Below are 23,842 nucleotides of genomic sequence, written 5' to 3'. Positions count from 1 at the left end.
ATCTATGAGCGGAAAAACAATTGAAGTATTAAATACAGATGCAGAAGGTCGCCTTGCGTTAGCGGACGGTATTACGTATGCTAAAAAACTAGGTGCAAACTACCTTATTGATGTTGCGACATTAACAGGCGGTGTAATTGTTGCACTTGGAAATCATACGACAGGCGCAATGACAAACAATGAAGAGTTGTTTGAGCAAGTACTAGAAGCTTCTATGGAAACGGATGAATCAATTTGGCAATTACCGATTTTTGATCGTGATAAAGAACGCGTTCGAAACAGTAAGTTTGCTGATTTAAATAACTCACCAGGCCGTGAAGGGCATGCGGTTATGGCAGGTACATTCCTAGGTGAATTTGCTGAAGATACACCGTGGGTACACTTAGATATCGCTGGAACATCTGAAACATCAGGAGCAAATGATTTAGGGCCGGCCGGGGCAACAGGTGCAATGGTACGTACACTTGCAACACTTGTTGAGCGTTTCGGGGAAGAATAATTTTTGAAGAAAAGACTGTCTCAAACATTTGAGGCAGTCTTTTCTTATTGATATGGTACGAGTGTGATCAGTTTTTGTCGGTAAGTCGATACAACTTCATTTACTATTATGCTGTTTAAAAACGTGTGGCATAGTGAAAGGCTCGTCTTATAAAGAAATCGTATATAACGTCCCGCTTAAAGCAAAGGAAGTACGTCCTGTTTCTTCAGAGACAACTAAAATAAGTGCGTCACTTTTTTCTGATAAGCCAATTGCAGCTCTGTGACGTGTTCCTAGTTCAGGATCAACTTCCGTACTTTTCGTTAACGGAAGAATATTAGCTGCTGAAACAATATGATTATTTTTAACGAGAACGGCTCCGTCATGAAGAGGATTACCTGGATAAAAAATTGATTCGAGTAACGGTGCAGTTAAATGAGCGTTTAATGTTGTGCCAGTTTGAATACAAGATTCAAGCGTCTCGTTTCGTTCCACAACGATAAGAGCACCGTGTTTGCGGGCACTTAAATGTTGGACAGCAGTTGTGATAAAATGTGAGCTTTCTGTATAAGGTGATAAATACGCCTGAATATAGTATGTAGCTGCCAATGTTTGTACATTTGCCAACATATGATGAATCTCTTCCATTTTACATAAAATACATTCATCTTCTTTATCAATTGCTTGCCTCATAATAGATAATTCTTTTTCAGCGCTTTCAATCATTTGCTTTGTTTGTATTTTGAGCTCTTCGGACAAGCCCCATTCTTGCATAATCCTCATTCCCTTTGGTGGAGTATTTAACCATAGTGTATACAAATATTCCTAGTAAAATCCTGCTATATTTTATAAAATATTGAGATACAGGTTGTTTTTTTCATATAATAAAGGTATGACAAGCGGGAGGAGATAGAGATATGAATTGGAAACAAGAATTTAGTCGCTGGCTTTCATATGCAGAATTAGACGTAGAATTAAAAGAACAGCTAGAAAACATGAAGCAAGATGAGAAGAAAATTGAGGATAGCTTTTATAAAAATTTAGAGTTCGGTACAGGTGGTATGCGTGGTGAACTTGGTGCTGGTACGAACCGATTAAATGTATATACAGTTCGTAAAGCGACACAAGGATTAGCGAAATTTATTGAAAAATTAGGTGAAGAAGCAAAGGAACGTGGTGTTGTTGTAGCATATGATTCTCGTCATAAATCACCTGAATTTGCAATGGAAGTAGCTGCAACACTTGGTGCACATGGTATTAAAACATATGTATTTGAAAGCTTACGCCCAACGCCGGTGCTTTCTTTCGCAGTTCGTCATTTACATACAGTAAGTGGAATCGTTCTTACGGCAAGCCATAATCCGCCTGAATATAATGGTTATAAAGTATATGGTGACGATGGTGGACAGTTGCCTCCAAAAGAAGCTGATGAGTTAATTAGTTACGTAAATGCAGTAGAAGATGAATTAACAGTTGAAGTAGCTGATGTAGAGCAATTAAAAGCTGAAGGTTTATTACATATTATTGGACAAGAAGTAGATGATGCATATGCTGCAGAATTGAACGATGTCATTATTAATAAAGAAATGGTACAAAAGGTAGGGAAAGACTTAAAAATCGTCTTTACACCATTACACGGAACATCAAATCTTTCTGTACGCCGTGGTTTAGAGGAAGTTGGATTTACAGATGTAACGGTTGTAAAAGAGCAAGAGTTACCAGATCCAAACTTCTCTACAGTAAAATCACCGAACCCAGAAGAGCATGCAGCGTTTGAATATGCAATTCGTGACGGTGAAAAAATTGGTGCAGATGTGCTAATCGCAACAGACCCTGATGCAGACCGTCTAGGTGTAGCAGTTCGTAATCATGATGGTGAGTTCCAAGTATTAACTGGTAACCAAACAGGTGCATTAATGCTTGATTACTTACTATCTCAAAAGAAAGAAAACGGAACGCTTCCAGAGAACGGTGTTGTATTAAAAACAATCGTAACGTCTGAAATTGGTCGTACAATTGCAAAAGCATACGGTTTAGATACAGTTGATACGTTAACTGGATTTAAATTTATTGGTGAAAAAATTAAACAGTACGAAGAAAGCGGACAATATGAATTCCAATTCGGTTATGAGGAAAGCTATGGTTATTTAATCCGTCCATTCTGCCGTGATAAAGATGCGGTACAGTCTGTTTTATTTGCATGCGAAGTAGCTGCATACTACAAATCACAAGGTAAAACGTTATATGATGGTTTATTAGAAGTATTTGAGAAGTACGGTTTCTTCCGTGAAGATCTTGTGTCATTAACGTTAAAAGGGAAAGATGGAGCGGAACAAATTCAAGAGATGATGGCGACATTCCGTGAAAATCCTCCGAAAGAAGTAGCGGGCTTAACAGTCGTAGCGGTTGAAGACTATAAAACAAGCATCGTTACATCTTTACAAGATGGACATAAAGAAGAGATTCACTTACCGAAATCAAATGTGTTAAAATATCAATTAGAAGATGGTTCTTGGTTCTGCTTACGTCCATCTGGAACAGAGCCGAAAATCAAGTTTTACTTTGGTGTAAAAGATAATTCTTTACAAAATAGTGAACAAAAGTTACTTACTATTAAAGAAGATATTATGAATCGTTTATAATATAAATTAATTTTAGGTAGTCAGAACAAAAGGGAAGCAAAACTTCCCTTTTGTTCTATGTAAGGAAATAATCGTTATTGATCCTGACAGAAGAGAGGGTATTTTGTTATGAAAAAAGTAAGAAAAGCGATAATCCCAGCAGCTGGATTAGGAACACGTTTTTTACCAGCTACAAAAGCAATGCCAAAAGAAATGTTACCGATAGTAGATAAACCAACTATTCAATATATTGTCGAAGAAGCAATACAATCAGGAATCGAAGATATTATTATCGTTACTGGTAAAACAAAGCGATCTATTGAAGATCATTTTGATAATGCATTTGAATTAGAGCAAAATTTATTAGAAAAGAAAAAGTATGAGTTACTTGAAAAAGTACAGGCTTCTTCAAAAATGGTAGATATTCATTATATCCGTCAAAAAGAACCAAGAGGATTAGGACACGCAGTTTGGTGTGCACGTAAATTCATCGGTGATGAACCATTTGCTGTTTTATTAGGTGATGATATCGTTCAAGCTGAAAAACCATGTTTACGTCAGTTAATGGACGAATATGATAAAACACTTTCTTCTGTTATTGGTGTACAAACGGTTCCAGAAGATGAAACACATCGCTATGGAATTATCGACCCATTAGAGCAGGAAGGACGTCGTTACCAAGTTCGTAATTTCGTTGAGAAACCAGCAGCAGGTACAGCACCATCAAACTTAGCAATTATGGGACGTTACGTCTTAACGCCTGAAATTTTCATGTTCTTAGAACAGCAAAATGTCGGTGCTGGCGGTGAAATTCAGTTAACAGATGCAATTCAAAACTTAAATGAAATTCAACGAGTATTTGCTTACGACTTCGAAGGAAAACGCTACGATGTTGGTGAAAAGTTAGGATTCGTTCAAACGACAATTGAAATGGCCCTGCAACACCCAGAATTACGTGGTGACATGGTTACAATGATGAAGAGAATTTTAGAAGAACAAACGAATCAAGAGTCTTAATATAAAAAAAGAGTTATTTCAGTGTACTGAAATAACTCTTTTTTATTAAGAAATCGTCGAATGAGAACGTTGATAAGCAGAACGGCGTACAGCATAGTATATGCGAGGTGCGATAATAGCACCGATAATTGTAAATGCGATATCTTTTACTGCAAACCACATCATAATCATCCAGGCAGCTTTATAACTCATATTACCGCCCATGAAGAGATTGACCGCCCCGTACATGTAAGTAGTACCGATAATATAAGTTAAAATGATTCCTGTGAAAGAAGCGATAGCAAATGTACTGAATGTTGGTCTTTCTTTTTGTTCTACTATTTTTCCTGATACGTAAGCAACGATAATAAATGCGATAATAAAACCACCAGTAGGATCTAAAAGTGCTCCGAATCCAGCTTTGAAGTTAGCGAAGATTGGTGCGCCGGCTACGCCAACTAGCATATACACAGTCATTGATAATGCACCAAGTCTACTTCCAAGAAGAAGGCCTGCTAAAATTGCGAAAAATGGTTGCATAGATAACGGAACGCCCGCTATTTGCAGGAATGGCGCCCAAGATACAATATTTGCACCAATGGCCATAAGAGCAACAAACATGGCAGCTAATGCTAAATCTAAAACATGAAATCTTCTCATAATGTTAACCTCCTGTTGTTTTTAGGTTAACATTATCGTAGCGAAAATATTTACTTGTTGTCAATCAAATTATTTTGATAAGAAGGCTTCAAATAGTCTCTTAGCAACGTATACGGAATACGAAATTGTGGAATGCCGCTTGAATAAGGAGCGATCTCATATAAAGGGAAATAAATAACGAGATTGTTTGGTTCTAAAAAGAAGTGAAACTTTTTAGCACTCATTACTTTTTCCGTTGCATCAGGAAAATAAATACTTTCATTTTGTTTAATTTGCCTTACAATTTCTGCACGGATTACTTCTTTATATTTATCTTCTTTTTGAAATAAATCGTCTAAGCGTAGTAATTTTTTTTCATTTAAATCAAATGTGTTTGCTTTCCACGTATAAAGGCCGTGTGCCCCGCCCGTATATTGATAGTAATTCACATATAGGCTGAGAAAAGGTGGTTTATTTAAGGAGATTTTATAATCAACATTCGCCACGTACGGATGGAAGGGTGTACTAGACCCTTCTGTTTCTTTATAATATTTTTTTGCTTCTTTTTCTAATTTGTTTTTAAATTTGTCAGTAGATTTTTTGTAATAGAAATTGAGCTTATTTTGAAATTTAGAATCGGAAAAATTGTGAAAAGAAGGCCTACTAATTTGATATTCTATATAAGGTTTCTTACCTTTTTGCGTTATAGTCTGAACATCGATTGTCAGGTTAGATGCTTTGGCTGCCATTGCACAATTTGGTACAATAGTCAGCAAGGAGAACATGAGCAATAGTATACAAAGTTTCTGTTTCATTGTGGTGAAACCTCCTTATATAAGTGTTATAGGTAGTTTGAAAATAAATAGGTAAAATTATACATTTAATTAAAGAGAGAAGGCGAAAACGATATGGCAAAAACTTTAATGGACTCACTTGGAATTGAGTTGTTAGAAATGACAGAAGATAAAGTAGTTGCTACGATGCCTGTTGACGAGCGTACGCATCAGCCGTTTGGATTTTTACATGGTGGTGCTTCTATTGCGTTAGCGGAAACAGTAGCAAGTGTTGGATCATATAATTTAATTGATCAAGAGAAATGTATTTGTTTCGGTCTAGAAATTAATGCAAATCATATTCGCTCAAAGAAAGATGGAATCGTAACAGCAATCGGGACACCGATACATAGAGGACATTCAACGATGGTTTGGGATATTCGTATCATTGATGAAAATGATGATTTAATATGTATTTCAAGATGTACAGTAGCAATTAAAGAAAAACGTGAAAAATAAAAAAGAGGCAGCTCTCATGAGCAGCCTCTTTTTTATAATTAGAACTGGATTTTCTTTTCTAAGAAACCTTTTAGTTCGCTAATTGGCATACGAACTTGTTCCATTGTGTCACGGTCACGTACTGTAACAGCTTTGTCTTCAACAGAGTCGAAGTCGTATGTGATACAGAATGGTGTACCGATTTCGTCTTGACGACGGTAACGTTTACCGATAGAACCAGTTTCATCAAAGTCTACCATGAAGTCTTTAGCTAGTTCTGCGAATACTTCAGTAGCACCTTCAGATAGCTTTTTAGATAATGGTAAGATTGCTGCTTTGTATGGTGCTAAAGCAGGGTGGAAACGAAGAACTGTACGAGAATCGTTTTCTAATTGCTCTTCTTCATATGCATCACATAAGAACGCTAATGTTACACGGTCTGCGCCTAAAGATGGCTCGATGCAGTATGGTACGTAACGCTCGTTCGTTTGTGGATCGATATAGTTAAAGTCTTCGTTAGAGTGTTCCATGTGACGTTTTAAATCGAAGTCTGTACGAGATGCAACGCCCCATAGTTCGCCCCAACCGAATGGGAATTTGAATTCAATGTCAGTTGTTGCGTTACTGTAGTGAGATAGCTCTTCCTCACCGTGGTCACGAAGACGCATGCTCTCTTCATGCATACCAAGTGAAAGTAACCAGTTTTTACAAGTTTCACGCCAGAATGCGAACCACTCTAAATCTTCACCAGGCCTACAGAAGAATTCAAGTTCCATTTGTTCGAATTCACGTGTACGGAATGTGAAGTTACCAGGCGTGATTTCGTTACGGAAACTCTTACCAATTTGGCCAATACCAAATGGAAGTTTTTTACGCATAGAGCGTTGTACGTTTTTGAAGTTTACGAAAATACCTTGTGCTGTTTCAGGACGAAGGAAGATTTCGTTTGTGCTAGACTCTGTAACACCTTGGAATGTTTTGAACATTAAGTTGAACTGACGAATTTCAGTGAACTCTTCACTACCACAATCAGGACATTTTACTTCATGTTCTTTCATTAAGTCAGCCATTTGGTCGAAAGTAAGACCGTCAACAACCATTTCAATGCCTTTTGCATCTAATGCATCTTCAATTAATTTGTCAGCACGGTGACGCGCTTTACATTTTTTACAGTCGATCATTGGATCGTTGAAGTTACCAACGTGACCAGAAGCGATCCAAGTTTTTGGGTTCATTAAAATAGCTGCATCTAAACCAACGTTGTGTGGAGATTCTTGAATGAATTTTTTCCACCAAGCTTTTTTAACGTTATTTTTTAATTCGATTCCAAGTGGACCGTAATCCCAAGTGTTTGCAAGACCACCGTAAATTTCAGAACCAGGGAAAACAAAACCGCGATGTTTCGCTAAGTTTACAACTTGTTCCATTGAATACATAATAAAATCCTCCTTTTGAAAGTTAACGTATTGGCGATGACGTGCTCTGGTACTTGTGAAATGCGCAGTATATGCTTTGAAAAACATAAAAAAACGCTCATCCCAAGGCATATTTGCCTAGGGACGAGCGTTTGCCCGCGGTTCCACCCTAGTTGATACACAAAATGTGCATCCACTTTATCATGTAATGCTCGAGACTGCCGTTTCCTTGCGTCTTCAGGCTTTCACTATCCCTGAATCGCTTTTTGTGCAAGTACTTATAAGTCCGTCATCGCTACTTATATTAATAATAATGAACATATTCTAACACGTTCTTTTTTAAATCTCAATAGAGGAACGCGTCTATCTATGATAGAGTCTCGCCTATTTTTTCGTTATTTATTCCGTAATTTTGTTTAATATGCTTAATTGCTTCACGTTTACTGAGCGGGGCAAGCTCGTTATTTTGCACGTATTCCCAAACGATATCAGGCTTTGTTTTTGCATACTCGCGAAGAACCCAGCCGATCGCTTTTTGAATGAAAAATTCTTTTGAAGAATGTAGTTGTCCAATAATCCAGAAAAGAAGTTCTTCATCCATCTTTTGTTTATATTTTAGTTGGAATAAAATAGCGGCACGTTGTAACCATATGTTATCTGATGCAATCCATTTTGGAATATATGCAGAAATTAATTCGGGATGTTGTAAAAAGATAGTACCTAAAAATGTAGGGACGATGCTATCAACAGAATCCCACCAAGATTTCGTAACAATAAGTTCTTCTAAAAATGGGATATGAGTTTCGTTTATATGCTTTTTATATTTTTGCATAATATCAAGTGCGGCAGCTTGATATTCACGTTCTGGTAAGTTCCAAAGTTCACGTACGATAATTTGGAAGTCTTTTTTATCTGGGAGAGTATGTATTTGAATGACGTCTTTTAATAATTGGCGTCTTTCCGGTGTTTGAATACCTAGAAATGGGAAGTGATTTTTCATATAACGAGCCATTGGTTCTGCCTTTTCAGGATTTTGATGAGCTGTAAAATGCTCTTGTAATGCTTGTACAAATGGATGCATAAGTGTTTCTCCTCTCTTATTACCTTTCTTCTCTTATTATACAAAGAGTTTGGTTAAATTTTAAAACATAACTTGCAATGTAATGAAATATGTTGAAAAGAGAGGGGAGAGGATAAGATGGAAGATCAGAGCGTACTAGCAGGTTTCTTTGCTCTTAGTTTTGCGTTTATTCTTGTTATAATAATTTGGGCAATTATTTCGTATTTGTTAACGGCTTTTGCACTTTATACGATGGCAAAAAATGATGGTGCAACTGATGGGGTTCTTGCGTTTATTCCATTTTTGAATAGTAAGACGTGGGGTGACTTGGCGAAGGATAAATTACCAGATTTCTTGAAAGAAGAGGCAGGGTGGAAAGTATTCGGTATATATGTCGCATGTTTCATCTTTAACTTCGTACCAATTATAAGTTTACTAGCAACAGCCGTATCGATTGTGCTGTCCATTTATCTCATCTACGCTATTTTAGACAGATATGGAACGAACTCTATACTATTTACGATTATTCATGTAATCACATTTTCGGTTTTCTTGCCGATTCATTTATTCATTATCCGAAATGAGCCGGTAAGATATAACGAGTAGATATATGCGGGGAGCTGTTTCGAAGCTATTTTGGAACAGCTCTTTGTTGGTTAATTGATATTTCGTTGACTAAGAAAAAAGGGCTGCCACATAGGACAGCCCTTTTTCTACTACATAAGATAGCGTAAATAAATGTAAATATGAGAAATGATTAATGAAACAATCATAATTGGGAAGCCGACTTTAAGGAATTCCATGTAGCTAAATTTATGTCCTTCACGACTTGCGATTCCGGCTACGATTACGTTAGCAGAAGCACCGATTAAAGTTCCATTTCCACCTAGGCAAGCACCTAATGCTAATGCCCACCATAATACGTCGATTTGTGCGTCAGAAGGTGATAAACCTAGCCCAACTGCCATATCGTTAATAAGTGGAATCATTGTTGCAACGAATGGAATGTTATCGATTGTTGCAGAGGCGATACCAGATACCCATAGAATAAGGATAGATGCATGAGAAATATCTCCGCCTGTTATTCCGACTACCTTTTGAGCTAACATTTTGATAAGACCGATATCGATAAGTCCTCCAACGAGTACGAATAGTCCCGCGAAGAAGAAAATCGTCACCCATTCTACGCTTGCGAATACTTCTTCAATTTCATGTTCTTTCACACCGATTAGCATAAGTACAGTAGCACCAGTCAAGGCGATAATAGCTGCATCAACATGGAAAATGGAATGAGTCATGAAACCTACAATTGTAAGTCCAAGTACTGTTAAAGATTTTTTCATTAATACTGGATCTTTAATGTATTGTTTTTCATCTAAGCTCATTAATTTTTTAACTTGTACAGGATCAGCAATTAATTGTTTACGGTACATGAAGTAAAGTATTGTTGCTGTAACTGCAATAATAATAATTACGATTGGTGCTAGATTCAGTAAGAAAGCATTGAAGTCTAGGTGCTTATTTGCAGAACCAATCATAATATTTGGCGGATCACCAATTAATGTTGCTGTTCCCCCAATGTTTGAAAAAATAATTTCAGAAAGTAAATAAGGAACAGGATTTACTTGCAAGATGCGCGTAATAGATAAAGTAACTGGAACAACAAGAAGTACAGTTGTAACGTTATCTAAAAATGCGGAGCCAAGCGCGGTAAGTAGGGAAAGGGAAATTAAAATTTTAATTGGATTTCCTTGTGCCCCTTTTGCTGCTTTAATGGCAACGTATTGGAAAACACCTGATTTACTCGTAATGTTCACCAAAATCATCATACCGATGAGTAGCGTAATCGTTCCCCATTCAATATGTTTCGTAAAGGCGTTATGTAAATCGACGACCCCCACAATTACCATGAGTGCTGCACCAAGAAGTGCGATGACAGCGCGATTAATTTTTTCAGAAATAATAATGGCATATGTAATTAAAAAGACTGCGATAGCAAAATAATACTGCCAGTTAGCGAGTTCTTGCGTTGTTTCGTGCAAAAATCTCATCTCCTTTCATTCATTTTTCTTAGTGTGTCAAATATTAACTAGATGAAACACACATAACGTCATTATAAAGTAGAAAAACTGCGGATGTAAATGAAAGGAGGGATTTTGTCATATTTTCTGCATAGGTCATTTTTTCTCATTTTTAAAAATATTTGTGGGCATTTGACATATATATAAGATACATCCAATCTGAATATTTAAAATGGAATTAGCATTCGAGCTTGTTCGTGTAGGAGTGTCAAATAGAAAGGAATGACAAAGATGATAAGGAAGGGATCGTATGGATGAACAACGATTTTTATTTTTAGATTTTGAGTTTACGATGCCCCAGCATCGAAAGAAACCAAAAGGATTTTTCCCGGAAATTATTGAGGTAGGACTCGTCTCGGTTGTAGGTTGTAAGGTAGAAGATACGTATTCATCACATGTCAGGCCGAAAACATTTCCTTCTTTAACAGATCGATGCAAGAAATTTTTAGGAATTAAACAAGAAATCGTGGATAAAGGAATTTCATTTCCTGAACTCATTGATAAACTTGCAGAATACGAAAAAAGATGTAAACCGACCATTGTAACGTGGGGAAATATGGATATGAGAGTGCTGAAGCATAATTGTGAAATGTCGGGAGTAGCTTTTCCGTTTTTCGGACAGTGTCGTGATTTATCGCTTGAGTATAAGAAGTTTTTTGGAGAAAGAAATCAAACAGGATTATGGAAAGCGATTGAGGCGTATGGAAAAGTAGGAACGGGTAAGCATCATTGTGCGCTAGATGATGCGATGACGACGTACAATATTTTTAAATTAGTAGAAAAAGATAAAGAGTATTTAGTGAAACCAGCACCTCCAACATTAGGGGAACTCGTGGACTTTTCAAAAGTGTTAAAGAAAGTGAGTACACAGTAACGACCAAATTGCACAGTATGTAATTTGGTCGTTTTGTTTTTTTAAAGTTTGTAGTCTTTTTTTAACTGCTCTAATGTTTCTAGACTACGAACCGCAAAAGGTGAATCATCTTCAGAAAATGAATTCATTTGAGTTTCTAATGCTAATTTGAGTGAATCTGTATAATCTAGAATCTCTCCTTCATATTTCTTCACCATTTGTTCTGGAATGTTCGTCTGTTCACGGAAAGCTAAAGCACGTCTTTCATGGAAAAATGGTACGTCAGCTTGTTTTACGTTATGTAAGTCACCTTGCACCGGATGTTTTAAAACAGCTAATACTTTTACGACGTAACTGCCAGGGCGGCTATTTGTAACTTCGCCGATGTATTTTCCCGTTTTATAAATACCAGTAACGATTTCACCAATTTCAAATGTTTCTCTCATATTTTTCACCTCAAGTTTATAGTAAGGAAAGTAGGAGAAGGAGTCAAAGAAATCATTCGCTTTCGGAACGCCCCCTTGAGAATATGAATTGGTTCAACTATAATTTAAAATAATATAACAGAAAATTCTGATGGTTTTTGAATCCTACAATAAGGAGTGTTTCATATGATGCCTTTATATTTTCCGGAAGATAAAACAGAATATATTATTCCAGGGATTGTTTGCGTTCTATTTATCATTGGTGCCGTTGCTACGTGGCGTATGTTCATTCGTGTATCCAAACGAGAAGCAGAGCGATTACAGAAAGTAGAAGAAAAGCTTTTAGCTGAAAAGAAACGGTAATTCATTTTTGTATGTTTCCCTCTATGCTCGGACAATCTAAGGGCAGAATGTATTTTGGAGGGAATAGAATGAAAAAACGGCTTTTTTTCAGTTGTTGTTTATTATTTCTGATGGCAGGTTGTGACCAAGGAAAGCCGAAAGAAATTGAAGTGAAATTACATAATGCTTCAGGAGATGAAGTAGGGACTGCGAAAGTAGTTCAGCAAACAAGTGGAGTGAAAATTACGATTAAAGGGGAAGGTTTCGCGCCTGGTCCGCACGGCATACATGTACATGAAATTGGAGAGTGTAAAGCGCCTCGTTTTGAATCGTCTGGTAATCATTTTAATCCAGATAATAAAAAGCATGGCTTACTCAATCCGAAGGGTGCGGAAAATGGTGATTTACCGAATGTAATTGCAGATGGTTCTGGAAAGATTAAAGCGGATATCGATGCACCGCACATAACGCTTGAAGAAGGGAAAACGACGATTCATAGAAAAGATGGAGCGTCTATTATTATTACTGAAAACCCTGATGATGGCATGACACAACCAACGGGTAAATCTGGTGATCGAATTGCTTGCGGTGTGATTGTAAAAAAAGCGTCGGATATGAAGAAAAAGTAAAAGCTACCGTGGATGGTAGCTTTTTTTGTGAAACGTAATTGGAAATATATCAGCGATTATTGAAATATATTGACCGCAACTCAAAATATATCGGCGATTATTGAAATATTTCGACTGTAACTCAAAATATATCAGCGATTTTTAAAATATATCGATTTACCGACAAAAATTGAGAAAGAAGCCTGCCCAAAATTGATTCGTGGGCAGGATCCTTTCTTATTATGAAAACGTATGGCGCAGTCTGTTTAAAATTTCTTCTAAAACAGATCGTGGACAGCCAATGTTAATTCGAATATGTTCTTCGCCGCCTAATCCGTACTTTTCACCAGGTTCGACGATAAGTTTTCCTTTTTCCTCAAGTAACGTGGTGCGCTCGTTTTGAGAAAGTTTTAGGTGAGAACAATCAATCCATAATAAAAAGCTACCTTCTGGCTTCGTTACGGAAAGAGTAGGTATGTGATTTTTGATATATTCACAAGCGAATTGAGCGTTATCTTCTATATATAGTCGGATTTCATTTAGCCAATCATTACATTCTGTATAGGCGCTTTGCATCGCGGTATAAGCAAATGTATTTAGCCCATGGAACCCTTGTCTATATTGAATAGACGTAAAGGTATTACGTAGTTTTTCATTTGGAATAATAATGATAGATGCTTGTAATCCAGCTATATTAAATGTTTTACTTGGAGCCATACAAGTAATGGTACGTGCTGCTAATTCTTCAGATAAAGAAGCGAATGGTGTATGAGTACGATCTCCGTAAATAATATCAGCATGAATTTCATCTGAGACAACAATTACATTATATTTTGTACATAACGCTCCGAGCTTCATTAGCTCGTCTTTCGTCCAAACGCGTCCAATAGGATTGTGAGGACTACAAAGAAGCATTAGTTTAATCCCTTGTTGAAATTGTTTTTCTAAATGATCGAAGTCTATCATATATGTGCCATCTTGTTTATATAATGGGCTCACGCATAATTGTCTGTTGTTTGTTGTAACCATTTCGAAAAATGGAGGATAAATAGGTGGTTGTACAAGAACGGATTCGTTTTCCTTTGTGAAAGCTTGTACGCTCGTACTAAGAGCTGGAACGATCCCCGCACTAAATACGATCCATTCTTTTTGAATATCCCATTCGTACTGTTTTTTTGTCCAGTTACAAATAATGTCTCCAATATGTTCAGGTGGAAGTGTATAGCCAAAAATAGGGTGTTCGATACGTTTTTGTAATGCAGTTTGAATTGGTTTTGGTACTTCAAAATCCATATCGGCAATCCAGGCATGAATGAGTTCTTCGTTTTTATAAGTATCCCATTTTGTACTATGTGTTCCGCGCCGATTTACCGTTTTATGAAATAGCTGCATATGTTTGCCCCTTTCTTCTGTGAAACTGCTAAGTTATGAAAGTTCTCTCTCTTCTTATAGAATAGCTGATGTGATAGGATAAAGAAAAGTATTAAAAAGTGAAAAGGCGGGAAGTAGATGGGTACATATGAAAAGATGATAGAGGTTGTGAAGAATTGGGATCCGTTTCGAATGGGACCGGAGTTTTATGAAACAGAAGCGAGCGATGTAGTGAACGTCGTAACTGTGTTTGACGATTCGAAATATATTGCAAAGAAGATTCAACATATATACTTTATGTCTTTTGAGGAAGTACCTGCGCTTGAAAAATGTGAGAAATTAGCTGAAGAGTTACTTGTATTAAAAGAAGGCGGAAGTTGCTCATTATAGACTGTCGGAATTTCCGACAGTCTTTTTTATATTATCCCGCTATTTGCAGGGCAGTAAGACCCCCACCTAAAAAGACGGTTGAGGCAAAGAAGTGAGGTGGGAGATCCACTGCTCGTAAAAGCCCGATTGGTGCGGGCTAATAATCAGCGGGGTGAAACATTCCGCTGATTAAAGTTTCACTTTATTGCGCGGAAAAAGCGATAATTTCTTCATAAACATGTTCAGGCTTTTCCTCAGGTAGTAAATGCCCTGTATTTTCGTAAGAGATAAATGTTGAATTCGGTAAATCTTTATGGAGACGGTGTCCTACATGTACAGGGACGACGCGATCTTTTTCACCCCAAATGAGTAGTATAGGCGTTTCGATTTTTTGTAATTCAGTTGAAGATAAGTCACCTTCACGGTCTCGTATCATGCGAGTTAGGGCGGGGAATATACGGTTGTCATAAAAAGGAGCGGAGTAGCCTTCCTTCATTTCATCATCAATTAATGAGTGATCATGAACGACATTCATTAAGTTATGAACAATCCCGCGCCTTATAATCCAGTTCTTTACGTATAAATGAAAGAACGGTAAATAAGAAGAATACAGTAAAGGTAAGGTTGCGCGTGCTAAATAGCTAGAGCTACATAGTAAAATCGTCTTTGAGATTAGTTCAGGACGTATACGGTTTACATAGAGAGAAATTTGCCCGCCCATAGAATGCCCAATTAACACAATATTTGAGAGAGATAAATGTTCGATTAAATCGATAATAATGGTTGCTAAATTGTGATAAGAATACTTAAAGAGATGAGACTTATCACTTTTTCCGAATGGAGGCAAATCAAGAGCCAGTACTGTTCCTGCTTTCGATAGTAAAGGAATGAGACGGCGGTAACTGAATGAGGAAGATAAAAAGCCGTGAACGAGTACGAAAGTAGGACGTTTTGTTTTATTTTTATGTTCATACAATTCGTAATGAATAGTAGTGCCGCGAGTGGAAAAAGTGAAATAAGGACAAGTATATTCATGATTCATTTTTTGTCACTCCATTGATTTTTGTTCATATCATCTCCAAGGTAGAAAAAAATATGTTAACAAAAAAAGGCAAGATGACATTGTCATCTTGCCTTTCGCTTATTCATCATTACCCGCGAACAATATTAGGCGGTGTTTTTCCTTGTAACCCTGCAACTAAATTTTCAGCGGCTGTCATGGCCATTTGCTGTCGAGTTTTTAATGTCGCAGATCCGATGTGCGGTAAAGTCACAACATTTTGTAATGATAAGAGCGGATTATCTTTTTGAATCGGCTCTTGTGTAAAAGTATCAATGCCTGCTGCAAAGATTTTCTTTTCTGTTAAGGCATGGATTAAAGCTTCTTCATCTACTGTTTTCCCGCGAGATGCATTAATAAAGATTGCTGTTTCTTTCATTAATGAAAATTCCTTTTCTCCGATAAGATGATACGTTTCATCTGTTAATGGAGTAAGAAGAACAATAAAGTCAGACTGTTTTAGTAGCGTCTGTAAATCACAATATGTAGCATCGAATTTTTGCTCTGCTTCTTCTTTACGGCGACGGTTATAATAAAGAACATCCATATCAAATCCGAATTTTGCTCGTTTTGCAACGGCCTCACCAATTCGTCCCATTCCGATAATACCGATTGTACTATGGTGCACATCTAGTCCGAAATGTTCTTTTCCGATTTCAGCGTTCCACTCACCATTTTTCACATAGGAATCGAGTTCGCAAACACGACGACCAGCAGATAACATAAGAGCGAAAACGAGGTCAGCTACTGTATCATCCAATACGTATGGTGTATTCGTTCCGATGACATTTCGCTTTTCCATCGCTAGTAAATCAAAATTATCATAGCCAACAGAAATGTTACTCACTACTTTTAATTTCGGTGCTACATTTAACAATTCTTCATTTATGGCAGATCCGAAATTTAATAACCCATCTTTATCTTGTATCTTCTCTAATAGAACATCACGAGGTACTTTCTCATTTTGATTCCATTTTTCATAATCACAGTGTTCTGATAAATAGTTTTCTACAAATGTTGGAACTGGTTCAGCGATATATACTTTTGGTTTCACGGTTCCATCCCCTCTCACTTTTCTCCCTTGTTAACGGACAATAAAGCCTCCCGCCCCTAAAAATGCCTGAAGCAAAGAAGATAGGGGGAGACTAACTGCCCGTAAAAGCCCGATTGGTGTGGGCTAATAATCAGCGGGATGAACCTTTCCACTGATTAAAGTTTCACTTTATTTTGACATAATTCTCTAAAAAAATCTTCTTTTCAAACTGGAAAGGGTATTTGTATAATTTAGACAGAAACGAAAAGGAAGGATGATTTATATGGTGACTGAAAAGGAATTAGAATTATTGGCTTGTCTTGAAAAAAGTAGTCGTTTGTCTGTAGATACATTGGCGAAGCTATTAAATATAGAAGTAGAAGAAGTGAAGAAGATGGTTGCGAAATTAGAAAGTGAAAAGATTATTGTGGATTATGTAACACATATTGATTGGACAAAAGTAAAAGAACATACGGGTTTAACAGCGATGATTGATGTGAAAGTTACGCCGAAGCACGGTGTTGGGTTTGATGCAGTTGCTGAACAAATTTATCGCTATTCAGAAGTGAAATCCGTGTATTTAATGTCAGGGACATATGATCTTTCTATTACATTAGAAGGAAAGACGATGGGAGAAGTAGCGATGTTTGTTTCTGAGAAATTAGCAACGATTGAATCTGTCGTTTCTACAACAACTCATTTCATTTTGAAGAAGTATAAACATGAGGGAATTATTTATGAAAAAAACGATGATGATAAGCGAATTGTGGTGACACCATGAAGCAGTTTGAACTGTCTAGAGTAGCAGAATCTTTACAACCGTCTGGTATTCGAAAGTTTTTCGATTTAGCGGCAAGTATGAAAGGTGTTATTTCACTTGGAGTGGGAGAGCCTGACTTTGTTACACCTTGGAATGTAAGGCAAGCATGTATCCGTTCTTTAGAGCAAGGATATACAGCGTATACAGCAAATGCAGGATTATTGGAGCTCCGTCAAGAAATAGCAAAGTATCTAAAAAAACAATTTGCAGTATCTTATGATCCAAACGATGAAATCATTGTTACGGTTGGAGCGAGCCAAGCGTTAGATGTAGCGATGCGTGCCATTATAAATCCTGATGATGAAGTACTCATTATTGAACCGAGCTTCGTTTCTTATGCACCGCTTGTAACATTAGCTGGAGGAGTTCCAGTTCCTATAGCGACTACTTTAGAAAAAGAGTTTAAATTACAACCCGAACAAATTGAAGCAGCTATTACAGCGAAAACAAAGGCAATTTTACTTTGTTCCCCAAATAATCCAACAGGTGCAATGTTAAACAAATCCGAACTAGAAAAGTTAGCAGTAATGGTTGAGAAGTACAATTTAATCGTATTATCTGATGAAATTTATGCAGAGCTTGTATATGACGAAGTGTATACGAGTTTCGCGAGCATTCAAAACATGCGCGAACATACGATTTTAATTTCGGGATTTTCAAAAGGATTTGCGATGACAGGATGGCGTCTCGGTATGATCGCAGCTCCCGTTCAATTTTCAGAGTTGATGCTTAAAATTCATCAATATTCTATGATGTGTGCACCGACGATGTCCCAGTTCGCAGCTCTTGAAGCATTACGCGGAGGGAATGATGAAGTCATTCGAATGAGAAATAGCTATAAGAAACGCCGTAATTTTATGGCGACATCTTTCAATGAGATGGGATTAACGTGTCATGTGCCGGGCGGGGCGTTTTATGTCTTTCCTTCTGTTGCCTCAACTGGACTAACTTCAGCGGAATTTGCAGAACAGTTATTACTAGAAGAAAAAGTGGCTGTTGTACCTGGAAGTGTATTTGGAGAAAGTGGTGAAGGATTTATTCGTTGTTCGTATGCAACATCGCTTGAACAACTTATGGAAGCAATGAAGAGAATGGAACGGTTCGTCGAGAATAAAAAAAGGACAAAACATAGTACGTTTTGTCCATAAAAGGGGGGGAATACTAGAAAGCCATGTGTTAGTATTCTATCCCAATATTGGAGAATTATACGTGCTACAGGAAATTTTTTCGTGAATTTTGAATGAGTTCTGTCATAGTGGTATAATTTACTAATATAAGGTATGCGCCTGTTAGGTAGCGATACGTAACAGGCGTACTAATTAATCGGATATTTAAAATAAGTACATCTGTTTTGCAATCTACATTTGTAGAGAAAATGGTAAACGTATGGGAGTGTTTCATATGTCAGAACAATATACAACAGGAGTGGTTGTAACAGGGAAAGTGACTGGAATTCAAGATTACGGTGCATTTGTAGCGTTAGATGCAGAAACACAAGGACTTGTGCATATATCTGAAATTACAAATGGATATGTAAAGGATATTCATGACTTTTTGAAAGTCGGCGATACAGTAGAAGTAAAAGTACTTTCAATTGATGAAGAGCACAGAAAAATGAGTTTATCGTTAAAAGCTGCGAAAAGAAAACAAGGAAGGATTCTTATACCGAATCCATCTAAGGACGGATTTAATACGTTGCGAGAAAAGCTGACAGAATGGATTGAAGAGTCCGAGTTAACAAAGTAAAAGAGGAGCGCATATGAGCGTTCCTCTTTTACTTTATCTTATGATATATATTTGCAAATATGATTGCATGCAATCATATTCGTATGTCGGAGGTGAAAGGACATACTGATTATCGAATTTCGTTTGTTTCCGGGTGCGTACCAAGATTTTCAGATGGTTTAAACAGTAAACCAAGATTGATAAGCCCAGATATACCAACGATGCCGTAAATAATACGTGCAAGAGCTGAGTTTTGTCCGCCGAAAATGGCTGCTACTAAGTCAAACTGGAAGAACCCGATTAGTCCCCAGTTTACTGCACCAATTACAGTAAAGACTAATGCGATACGTTGCAATGTACTCATGAAAAAGCCCCCCTTAATTGTGAAGCATGAGCAAGCGCTGAGTTAATCAACTCTTTTATAGAATGGTGCAGTTATGTTGTTTTTATACATAAAAAATGTGTGAAAAAAAGATGTATATACATCTATACCGAAAAATGCGAATTTTTATGCAAAAAATGAACTTTTTCTAAAAAATATATATTGGTTACGTTTACACTGGTTGAATCGCTTGATTTACAACTTCAGTTTCGCTAAAGTGAATACAGAAATACATATCCATAATTGGAGGGAAAAAGATGAGTACACATGTAACGTTCGACTATTCTAAAGCGTTATCCTTCATCGGTGAACATGAAATCACTTATTTACGTGATGCAGTGAAAGTAACACATCATGCAATCCACGAAAAAACTGGAGCTGGGAACGATTTCCTTGGGTGGGTAGAGCTTCCGCTTCAATATGACAAAGAAGAATTTGCTCGCATTCAAAAATGCGCAGAAAAAATTAAAAATGACTCTGACATTTTACTTGTTGTAGGTATCGGTGGTTCTTACCTAGGAGCGCGTGCAGCAATCGAAATGTTAAACCATTCATTCTACAATACGCTTTCTAAAGAACAACGTAAAACTCCACAAGTGCTATTTGTTGGACAAAACATTAGCTCCACTTACATGAAAGATTTAATGGATGTATTAGAAGGTAAAGACTTCTCTATTAACGTTATTTCCAAATCAGGTACAACAACAGAGCCTGCACTTGCATTCCGTATTTTCCGTAAGTTATTAGAAGAGAAGTATGGAAAAGAAGAAGCTCGCAAACGTATTTATGCAACTACAGATAAAGCGCGTGGTGCATTAAAAACATTAGCTGATAACGAAGGCTACGAAACATTCGTAATTCCAGATGATGTTGGAGGACGTTTCTCTGTATTAACGCCAGTTGGTTTATTACCAATCGCAGTAAGTGGCTTAAATATTGAAGAGATGATGAAAGGTGCAGCTGCTGGTCATGACGACTTCGGGGCATCAGAACTAGAAGAAAACCCAGCTTATCAATACGCAGTAGTTCGTAACGCTTTATACAATAAAGGAAAAACAATTGAAATGCTTGTTAACTATGAGCCAGCGCTTCAATACTTCGCTGAGTGGTGGAAACAGTTATTTGGTGAAAGTGAAGGAAAAGATCAAAAAGGTATTTTCCCATCTTCAGCAAACTTCTCAACTGATTTACACTCATTAGGTCAATACGTTCAAGAAGGTCGTCGTGACTTATTTGAAACAGTTCTTAAAGTAGGTAAATCTACACATGAACTGACAATCGAATCAGAAGAAAACGATTTAGATGGATTAAACTACCTTGCTGGTGAAACTGTAGACTTCGTAAACACAAAAGCATATGAAGGTACATTACTTGCACATAGCGATGGCGGAGTACCAAACTTAATCGTAAATATTCCTGAATTAAATGAGTACACATTCGGTTACCTTGTATACTTCTTCGAAAAAGCATGTGCGATGAGCGGCTACTTATTAGGCGTAAATCCATTTGACCAACCAGGAGTAGAAGCATACAAGAAAAACATGTTTGCTTTACTTGGTAAACCAGGATTTGAAGAATTAAAAGCAGAATTAGAAGAGCGTTTAAAATAATAAAAAGCGACCGAAGATCCGGTCGCTTTTTATTATTTTACTGAAATGTCCATCGGTATATTCAAACTAGAATGGGTATGCTAAAGGAAAAGTCTTGGAGGGATGGGCTTGATTCCGATTCAATCAAAGTTAAAAGGACATACATATGCGTTATATAAGTTAGAAGAGGTTATGAAACCACTTGGATATAGTATTGGTGGCAATTGGGATTACGATAAAGGGTGCTTTGATTACAAAATCGACGAAGAAGATGGCTATCAATTTTTACGAGTGCCATTTACAGCTGTGGATGGGGAATTAGATGTGCCTGGTGTAATAGTCCGTCTTGAAACGCCGTATATTCTTTCGCATGTGTATCAAGACGAACTAGATGATAATGTGAATGCGTTAACAGCTGGAACGAGCGGATTTGATCAATTTGCTGAGCCGAAAGATCCAGATGGAGATGTGAAAAGTAAGTATATTAATATTGGGAAAGTATTAGTACAGGAACTAGAGCGTCACTTTTTTAATGGTGAATAACAATAAGTATGTCGCTTTCGATAAGAATGAAGGTATGGACTGGGTTAATCATATATTGATCGTCACGCTTTATACCTAGTAAGAGAATGTTTTGTTTTAAAAGAGTATAGCTACAATTTGCAAAAGTTTGTCCGGTGCAAGGCGGAGAAAGCTCCATCAGTTGCAATTTGTTATCAGAGATTTCATCGTAAAGTGAGAATAGTACACCTGAAATAGAAGGGAATAAAAGAGAAGCGGTAAATACATAGCTCGTTAATTTATTTCCTTCTATAATTTCTGATACACCAGCTCTCGTTGCATTTTGAATTTGATCCGAAGTAAGAAGTTCAGCGATGCAATGAATGTTTGGATTAAGTCCTTTTGCAGTTAAAATATTTAAGATGGACTGTGTATCAGCTAAGCTTTCATTTTTTTCTTTATCAGCCGTTATTAATATGGTGTGTGCCGTTGTAATGTTAGCTTTTAATAACGTTTGATCGTGATGTGGACAACCTTTTATAAACTCTAAATGATGAAATGGTTTTGGAAGTAAAGAAAGTGTTTCATCAATTAAAACGATATCAAGGTTTGGTTGTAAGATGTGCATTTGTTTTACAACATGTTTTGCCCGTTCGTTCCATCCGACAATAATCATATGACCGCTAGCAGTCGCAGCTTCTTCTCCTTTAACTTTCATATATTGTTTATTAATCATATCAGTGGCGAATAGAACCATATAATAAGAACAAAAACCGGTTCCAAATAAAATAATACTCATACCGATGAGTTTGCCTATTAGTGTATGTGGGGCGAAGTCACCATAGCCAACAGTGAAAATTGTAACGATTGACCACCAAATTCCATCAAACCATGTGGTGAAGTGCGATGGTTCTAATCTATGTATAAGAAAGCCGGAAAAAGCAGTAAGTACAACAATAAAGCAAATTAAACGAAAAATAATGGAATCACGAAATGTATCTACTAAATTTGGACGGGATTTCAATTGCCAATTCCTCCTTACTTTGCAGGACTACATTCATTGTTACCATTATAGAAAAAAGAAAAACTCTCTAATTTAAAAGAGAGTTTGTTTTCTATTACATACTTTCAACTTCAGTTTGTTGAACACTTTCAAGGTGTTGAAGAGCATAATAAACATCAGCAGTATGTCTTTTTTGATCGATAGACAATTTTAAATGTAAATAGTGCGAACCATTTTCCAATGTTTTGAGCTTCATGTTCTTAACTTTTATATCCATTTCTTTTATTTCTTCAATTACGATCGGGATATTGTCCATATTTCGTACAACAAGTTTCACTGCGATATCACGTTGACGAAATGACCTAGGTCCTATAAATTTCATCGTTAATGGTATAAGTTCTACACTAATCATAAGGAAGCACATTCCGAAAATCGCTTCAATATAGAAACCAGCTCCAACGGCAATGCCAATACCAGAAGCACCCCAAATCATGGCGGCGGTCGTTAGCCCAGCAATACTATCGTTTCCTCTTCGTAAAATAACACCTGCACCTAAAAAACCAATTCCTGATACAATTTGAGCAGCAAGTCGAAGGGGGTCCATATTCATATGGTCGGTATGTGGTAAATTGTAAGCTGCTTTAATAGAAACAATAGTGAGAAGGCAACTAATAATAGAGATAACTAAACAAGTCTTTAAACCAAGTGGTTTACGTTTTAATTCACGTTCTAAACCGATGGCGAATCCTAAAATAGCCGAGAGACCTAGTTTGAGTAATAAATCGGTATAGTCCATATGTATTCCTCCTTGTATGATATTTTATAGGAATAAAACGTTTATTATAGAAAGAAACGGTTTTTGATAGAGTAACTTTATATAGAATATATGTAGGAATTGCTTATACATGAAGAGATATTTCGTTTAAGTATATGATATTAAAAAATAAATGTGGGTGGTTTTAAAAAAAAGTTTATAAAAGGTGTTGCATTTCAATTTTCACCATGATATATTAATAACCGTCGCTGATGCGGAAACGCAGAAAACGACAAAAAAGAAATTAAAAAACTTAGTTGACATCGAAAAACGAAGATGTTAACATAAGGAAGTCGCAAATGAGCGACCAAGTAGTTCTTTGAAAACTGAACGAAACAAACAACGTGAAACGTCAATTTTTATTTTTAGATGCTAGACAAACTAAC

Annotated in this window: 26 protein-coding genes and 1 pseudogene; 14 read left to right on the top strand and 13 right to left on the bottom strand. The window is 36.8% G+C overall.

What is annotated here, in order from left to right; genetic code table 11:
• A pseudogene (gene pepA / locus JDS92_RS24930) lies at positions 1–499 on the top strand (cytosol aminopeptidase); the annotation flags it as partial.
• Positions 500–646: 147 nt separating this feature from the next.
• Here the strand turns inward: pepA and cdaS are convergent.
• The gene (cdaS, locus tag JDS92_RS24925; RefSeq protein ID WP_001158745.1) at positions 647–1,252 is read right to left on the bottom strand and encodes a sporulation-specific diadenylate cyclase CdaS; all 606 of its coding nucleotides are present in this window, start codon (positions 1,250–1,252) and stop codon (positions 647–649) included.
• Between the two features lie 143 nt (positions 1,253–1,395).
• Here cdaS and JDS92_RS24920 point away from each other — a divergent pair, with 143 nt between their 5' ends.
• Both JDS92_RS24920 and galU read left to right on the top strand, forming a co-directional pair.
• Positions 1,396–3,120: a phospho-sugar mutase gene (locus tag JDS92_RS24920; protein WP_199632683.1), complete on the top strand. Its 1,725-nt coding sequence runs from the start codon at positions 1,396–1,398 to the stop codon at positions 3,118–3,120.
• A 108-nt stretch (positions 3,121–3,228) separates the two neighbouring features.
• A complete protein-coding gene (galU, locus tag JDS92_RS24915; protein ID WP_000757818.1) occupies positions 3,229–4,116 on the top strand; it encodes a UTP--glucose-1-phosphate uridylyltransferase GalU in 888 nt (295 codons plus the stop codon).
• A 45-nt stretch (positions 4,117–4,161) separates the two neighbouring features.
• Here galU and JDS92_RS24910 read toward each other — a convergent pair whose 3' ends face one another.
• Positions 4,162–4,755, bottom strand: a complete 594-nt coding sequence (locus JDS92_RS24910; protein WP_001252145.1) for a biotin transporter BioY — start codon at positions 4,753–4,755, stop codon at positions 4,162–4,164.
• Between the two features lie 50 nt (positions 4,756–4,805).
• On the bottom strand, positions 4,806–5,549 hold the full coding sequence (locus JDS92_RS24905) for a DUF3298 and DUF4163 domain-containing protein (protein WP_199632682.1): 744 nt from the start codon (positions 5,547–5,549) through the stop codon (positions 4,806–4,808).
• Positions 5,550–5,642: 93 nt separating this feature from the next.
• Between JDS92_RS24905 and JDS92_RS24900 the strand changes: the two genes are divergently transcribed.
• Positions 5,643–6,026 (top strand): hotdog fold thioesterase, encoded by a 384-nt coding sequence (locus tag JDS92_RS24900; RefSeq protein ID WP_001140604.1) that lies wholly within the window; start codon positions 5,643–5,645, stop codon positions 6,024–6,026.
• Positions 6,027–6,064: 38 nt separating this feature from the next.
• Here JDS92_RS24900 and JDS92_RS24895 read toward each other — a convergent pair whose 3' ends face one another.
• Together JDS92_RS24895 and JDS92_RS24890 are read right to left on the bottom strand one after the other, a co-directional pair.
• Entirely contained in the window at positions 6,065–7,441 is a 1,377-nt protein-coding gene (locus tag JDS92_RS24895; RefSeq protein WP_199632681.1) for a glycine--tRNA ligase, read from the bottom strand.
• 346 nt (positions 7,442–7,787) lie between these two features.
• Entirely contained in the window at positions 7,788–8,501 is a 714-nt protein-coding gene (locus JDS92_RS24890) for a DNA alkylation repair protein (RefSeq protein WP_000553335.1), read from the bottom strand.
• Positions 8,502–8,618: 117 nt separating this feature from the next.
• On the opposite strand from JDS92_RS24890, the gene JDS92_RS24885 reads away from it, so the two are divergent.
• Positions 8,619–9,086 (top strand): hypothetical protein, encoded by a 468-nt coding sequence (locus JDS92_RS24885; RefSeq protein WP_000390112.1) that lies wholly within the window; start codon positions 8,619–8,621, stop codon positions 9,084–9,086.
• Positions 9,087–9,196: 110 nt separating this feature from the next.
• On the opposite strand, the gene JDS92_RS24880 is transcribed toward JDS92_RS24885, so the two are convergent.
• Entirely contained in the window at positions 9,197–10,522 is a 1,326-nt protein-coding gene (locus JDS92_RS24880) for an ArsB/NhaD family transporter (RefSeq protein ID WP_000545233.1), read from the bottom strand.
• Between the two features lie 289 nt (positions 10,523–10,811).
• Between JDS92_RS24880 and kapD the strand changes: the two genes are divergently transcribed.
• Positions 10,812–11,435 (top strand): 3'-5' exonuclease KapD, encoded by a 624-nt coding sequence (gene kapD / locus JDS92_RS24875; protein ID WP_199632680.1) that lies wholly within the window; start codon positions 10,812–10,814, stop codon positions 11,433–11,435.
• Positions 11,436–11,476: 41 nt separating this feature from the next.
• Here kapD and kapB read toward each other — a convergent pair whose 3' ends face one another.
• Positions 11,477–11,860 carry a kinase-associated lipoprotein KapB gene (gene kapB / locus JDS92_RS24870; protein ID WP_001209336.1) on the bottom strand — a complete coding sequence of 128 codons (384 nt, stop codon included), beginning with the start codon at positions 11,858–11,860 and terminating at the stop codon, positions 11,477–11,479.
• A 165-nt stretch (positions 11,861–12,025) separates the two neighbouring features.
• Here kapB and JDS92_RS24865 point away from each other — a divergent pair, with 165 nt between their 5' ends.
• On the top strand, positions 12,026–12,202 hold the full coding sequence (locus tag JDS92_RS24865) for a hypothetical protein (protein ID WP_000982764.1): 177 nt from the start codon (positions 12,026–12,028) through the stop codon (positions 12,200–12,202).
• A 68-nt stretch (positions 12,203–12,270) separates the two neighbouring features.
• Positions 12,271–12,810: a superoxide dismutase [Cu-Zn] gene (gene sodC, locus JDS92_RS24860; RefSeq protein ID WP_000746516.1), complete on the top strand. Its 540-nt coding sequence runs from the start codon at positions 12,271–12,273 to the stop codon at positions 12,808–12,810.
• Positions 12,811–13,029: 219 nt separating this feature from the next.
• Here the strand turns inward: sodC and JDS92_RS24855 are convergent, their stop codons facing one another.
• Positions 13,030–14,181 (bottom strand): MalY/PatB family protein, encoded by a 1,152-nt coding sequence (locus tag JDS92_RS24855; RefSeq protein ID WP_199632679.1) that lies wholly within the window; start codon positions 14,179–14,181, stop codon positions 13,030–13,032.
• A 117-nt stretch (positions 14,182–14,298) separates the two neighbouring features.
• On the opposite strand from JDS92_RS24855, the gene JDS92_RS24850 reads away from it, so the two are divergent.
• The gene (locus JDS92_RS24850) at positions 14,299–14,550 is read left to right on the top strand and encodes a YugE family protein (RefSeq protein ID WP_000537646.1); all 252 of its coding nucleotides are present in this window, start codon (positions 14,299–14,301) and stop codon (positions 14,548–14,550) included.
• A 181-nt stretch (positions 14,551–14,731) separates the two neighbouring features.
• Here the strand turns inward: JDS92_RS24850 and JDS92_RS24845 are convergent, their stop codons facing one another.
• Entirely contained in the window at positions 14,732–15,571 is an 840-nt protein-coding gene (locus tag JDS92_RS24845) for an alpha/beta fold hydrolase (RefSeq protein ID WP_001015213.1), read from the bottom strand.
• Positions 15,572–15,680: 109 nt separating this feature from the next.
• Positions 15,681–16,661 (bottom strand): 2-hydroxyacid dehydrogenase, encoded by a 981-nt coding sequence (locus JDS92_RS24840; protein ID WP_199632678.1) that lies wholly within the window; start codon positions 16,659–16,661, stop codon positions 15,681–15,683.
• Between the two features lie 244 nt (positions 16,662–16,905).
• Between JDS92_RS24840 and JDS92_RS24835 the strand changes: the two genes are divergently transcribed.
• From JDS92_RS24835 to yugI, 3 genes are all read left to right on the top strand, one after another.
• Positions 16,906–17,403 carry an Lrp/AsnC family transcriptional regulator gene (locus tag JDS92_RS24835; RefSeq protein ID WP_000255691.1) on the top strand — a complete coding sequence of 166 codons (498 nt, stop codon included), beginning with the start codon at positions 16,906–16,908 and terminating at the stop codon, positions 17,401–17,403.
• Positions 17,400–18,590, top strand: a complete 1,191-nt coding sequence (locus JDS92_RS24830) for an aminotransferase (protein WP_199632677.1) — start codon at positions 17,400–17,402, stop codon at positions 18,588–18,590. The genes JDS92_RS24835 and JDS92_RS24830 overlap by 4 nt, the downstream gene beginning before the upstream one ends.
• A gap of 253 nt (positions 18,591–18,843) precedes the next feature.
• Positions 18,844–19,188: a S1 domain-containing post-transcriptional regulator GSP13 gene (yugI, locus tag JDS92_RS24825; RefSeq protein WP_000003767.1), complete on the top strand. Its 345-nt coding sequence runs from the start codon at positions 18,844–18,846 to the stop codon at positions 19,186–19,188.
• A 109-nt stretch (positions 19,189–19,297) separates the two neighbouring features.
• Here yugI and JDS92_RS24820 read toward each other — a convergent pair whose 3' ends face one another.
• Positions 19,298–19,531: a DUF378 domain-containing protein gene (locus JDS92_RS24820; protein ID WP_000105788.1), complete on the bottom strand. Its 234-nt coding sequence runs from the start codon at positions 19,529–19,531 to the stop codon at positions 19,298–19,300.
• 275 nt (positions 19,532–19,806) lie between these two features.
• Between JDS92_RS24820 and JDS92_RS24815 the strand changes: the two genes are divergently transcribed.
• Positions 19,807–21,159, top strand: a complete 1,353-nt coding sequence (locus JDS92_RS24815) for a glucose-6-phosphate isomerase (RefSeq protein WP_000103665.1) — start codon at positions 19,807–19,809, stop codon at positions 21,157–21,159.
• 108 nt (positions 21,160–21,267) lie between these two features.
• The gene (locus JDS92_RS24810) at positions 21,268–21,681 is read left to right on the top strand and encodes a YugN-like family protein (RefSeq protein WP_000612324.1); all 414 of its coding nucleotides are present in this window, start codon (positions 21,268–21,270) and stop codon (positions 21,679–21,681) included.
• Here JDS92_RS24810 and JDS92_RS24805 read toward each other — a convergent pair.
• The gene (locus JDS92_RS24805) at positions 21,668–22,663 is read right to left on the bottom strand and encodes a potassium channel family protein (RefSeq protein WP_000842336.1); all 996 of its coding nucleotides are present in this window, start codon (positions 22,661–22,663) and stop codon (positions 21,668–21,670) included. The two genes, JDS92_RS24810 and JDS92_RS24805, sit on opposite strands and share 14 nt — an antisense overlap.
• A 94-nt stretch (positions 22,664–22,757) precedes the next feature.
• Complete coding sequence (locus JDS92_RS24800) at positions 22,758–23,438, bottom strand: MgtC/SapB family protein (RefSeq protein ID WP_000386692.1); 681 nt, start codon at positions 23,436–23,438, stop codon at positions 22,758–22,760.
• Positions 23,439–23,842: the final 404 nt, after the last annotated feature.

The organism is Bacillus cereus group sp. N12, assembly GCF_016483575.1.
In the GTDB taxonomy this organism is placed as follows: Bacteria; Bacillota; Bacilli; order Bacillales; family Bacillaceae_G; genus Bacillus_A; species Bacillus_A toyonensis.
This window is presented reverse-complemented; position numbering and strand designations above follow the sequence as displayed.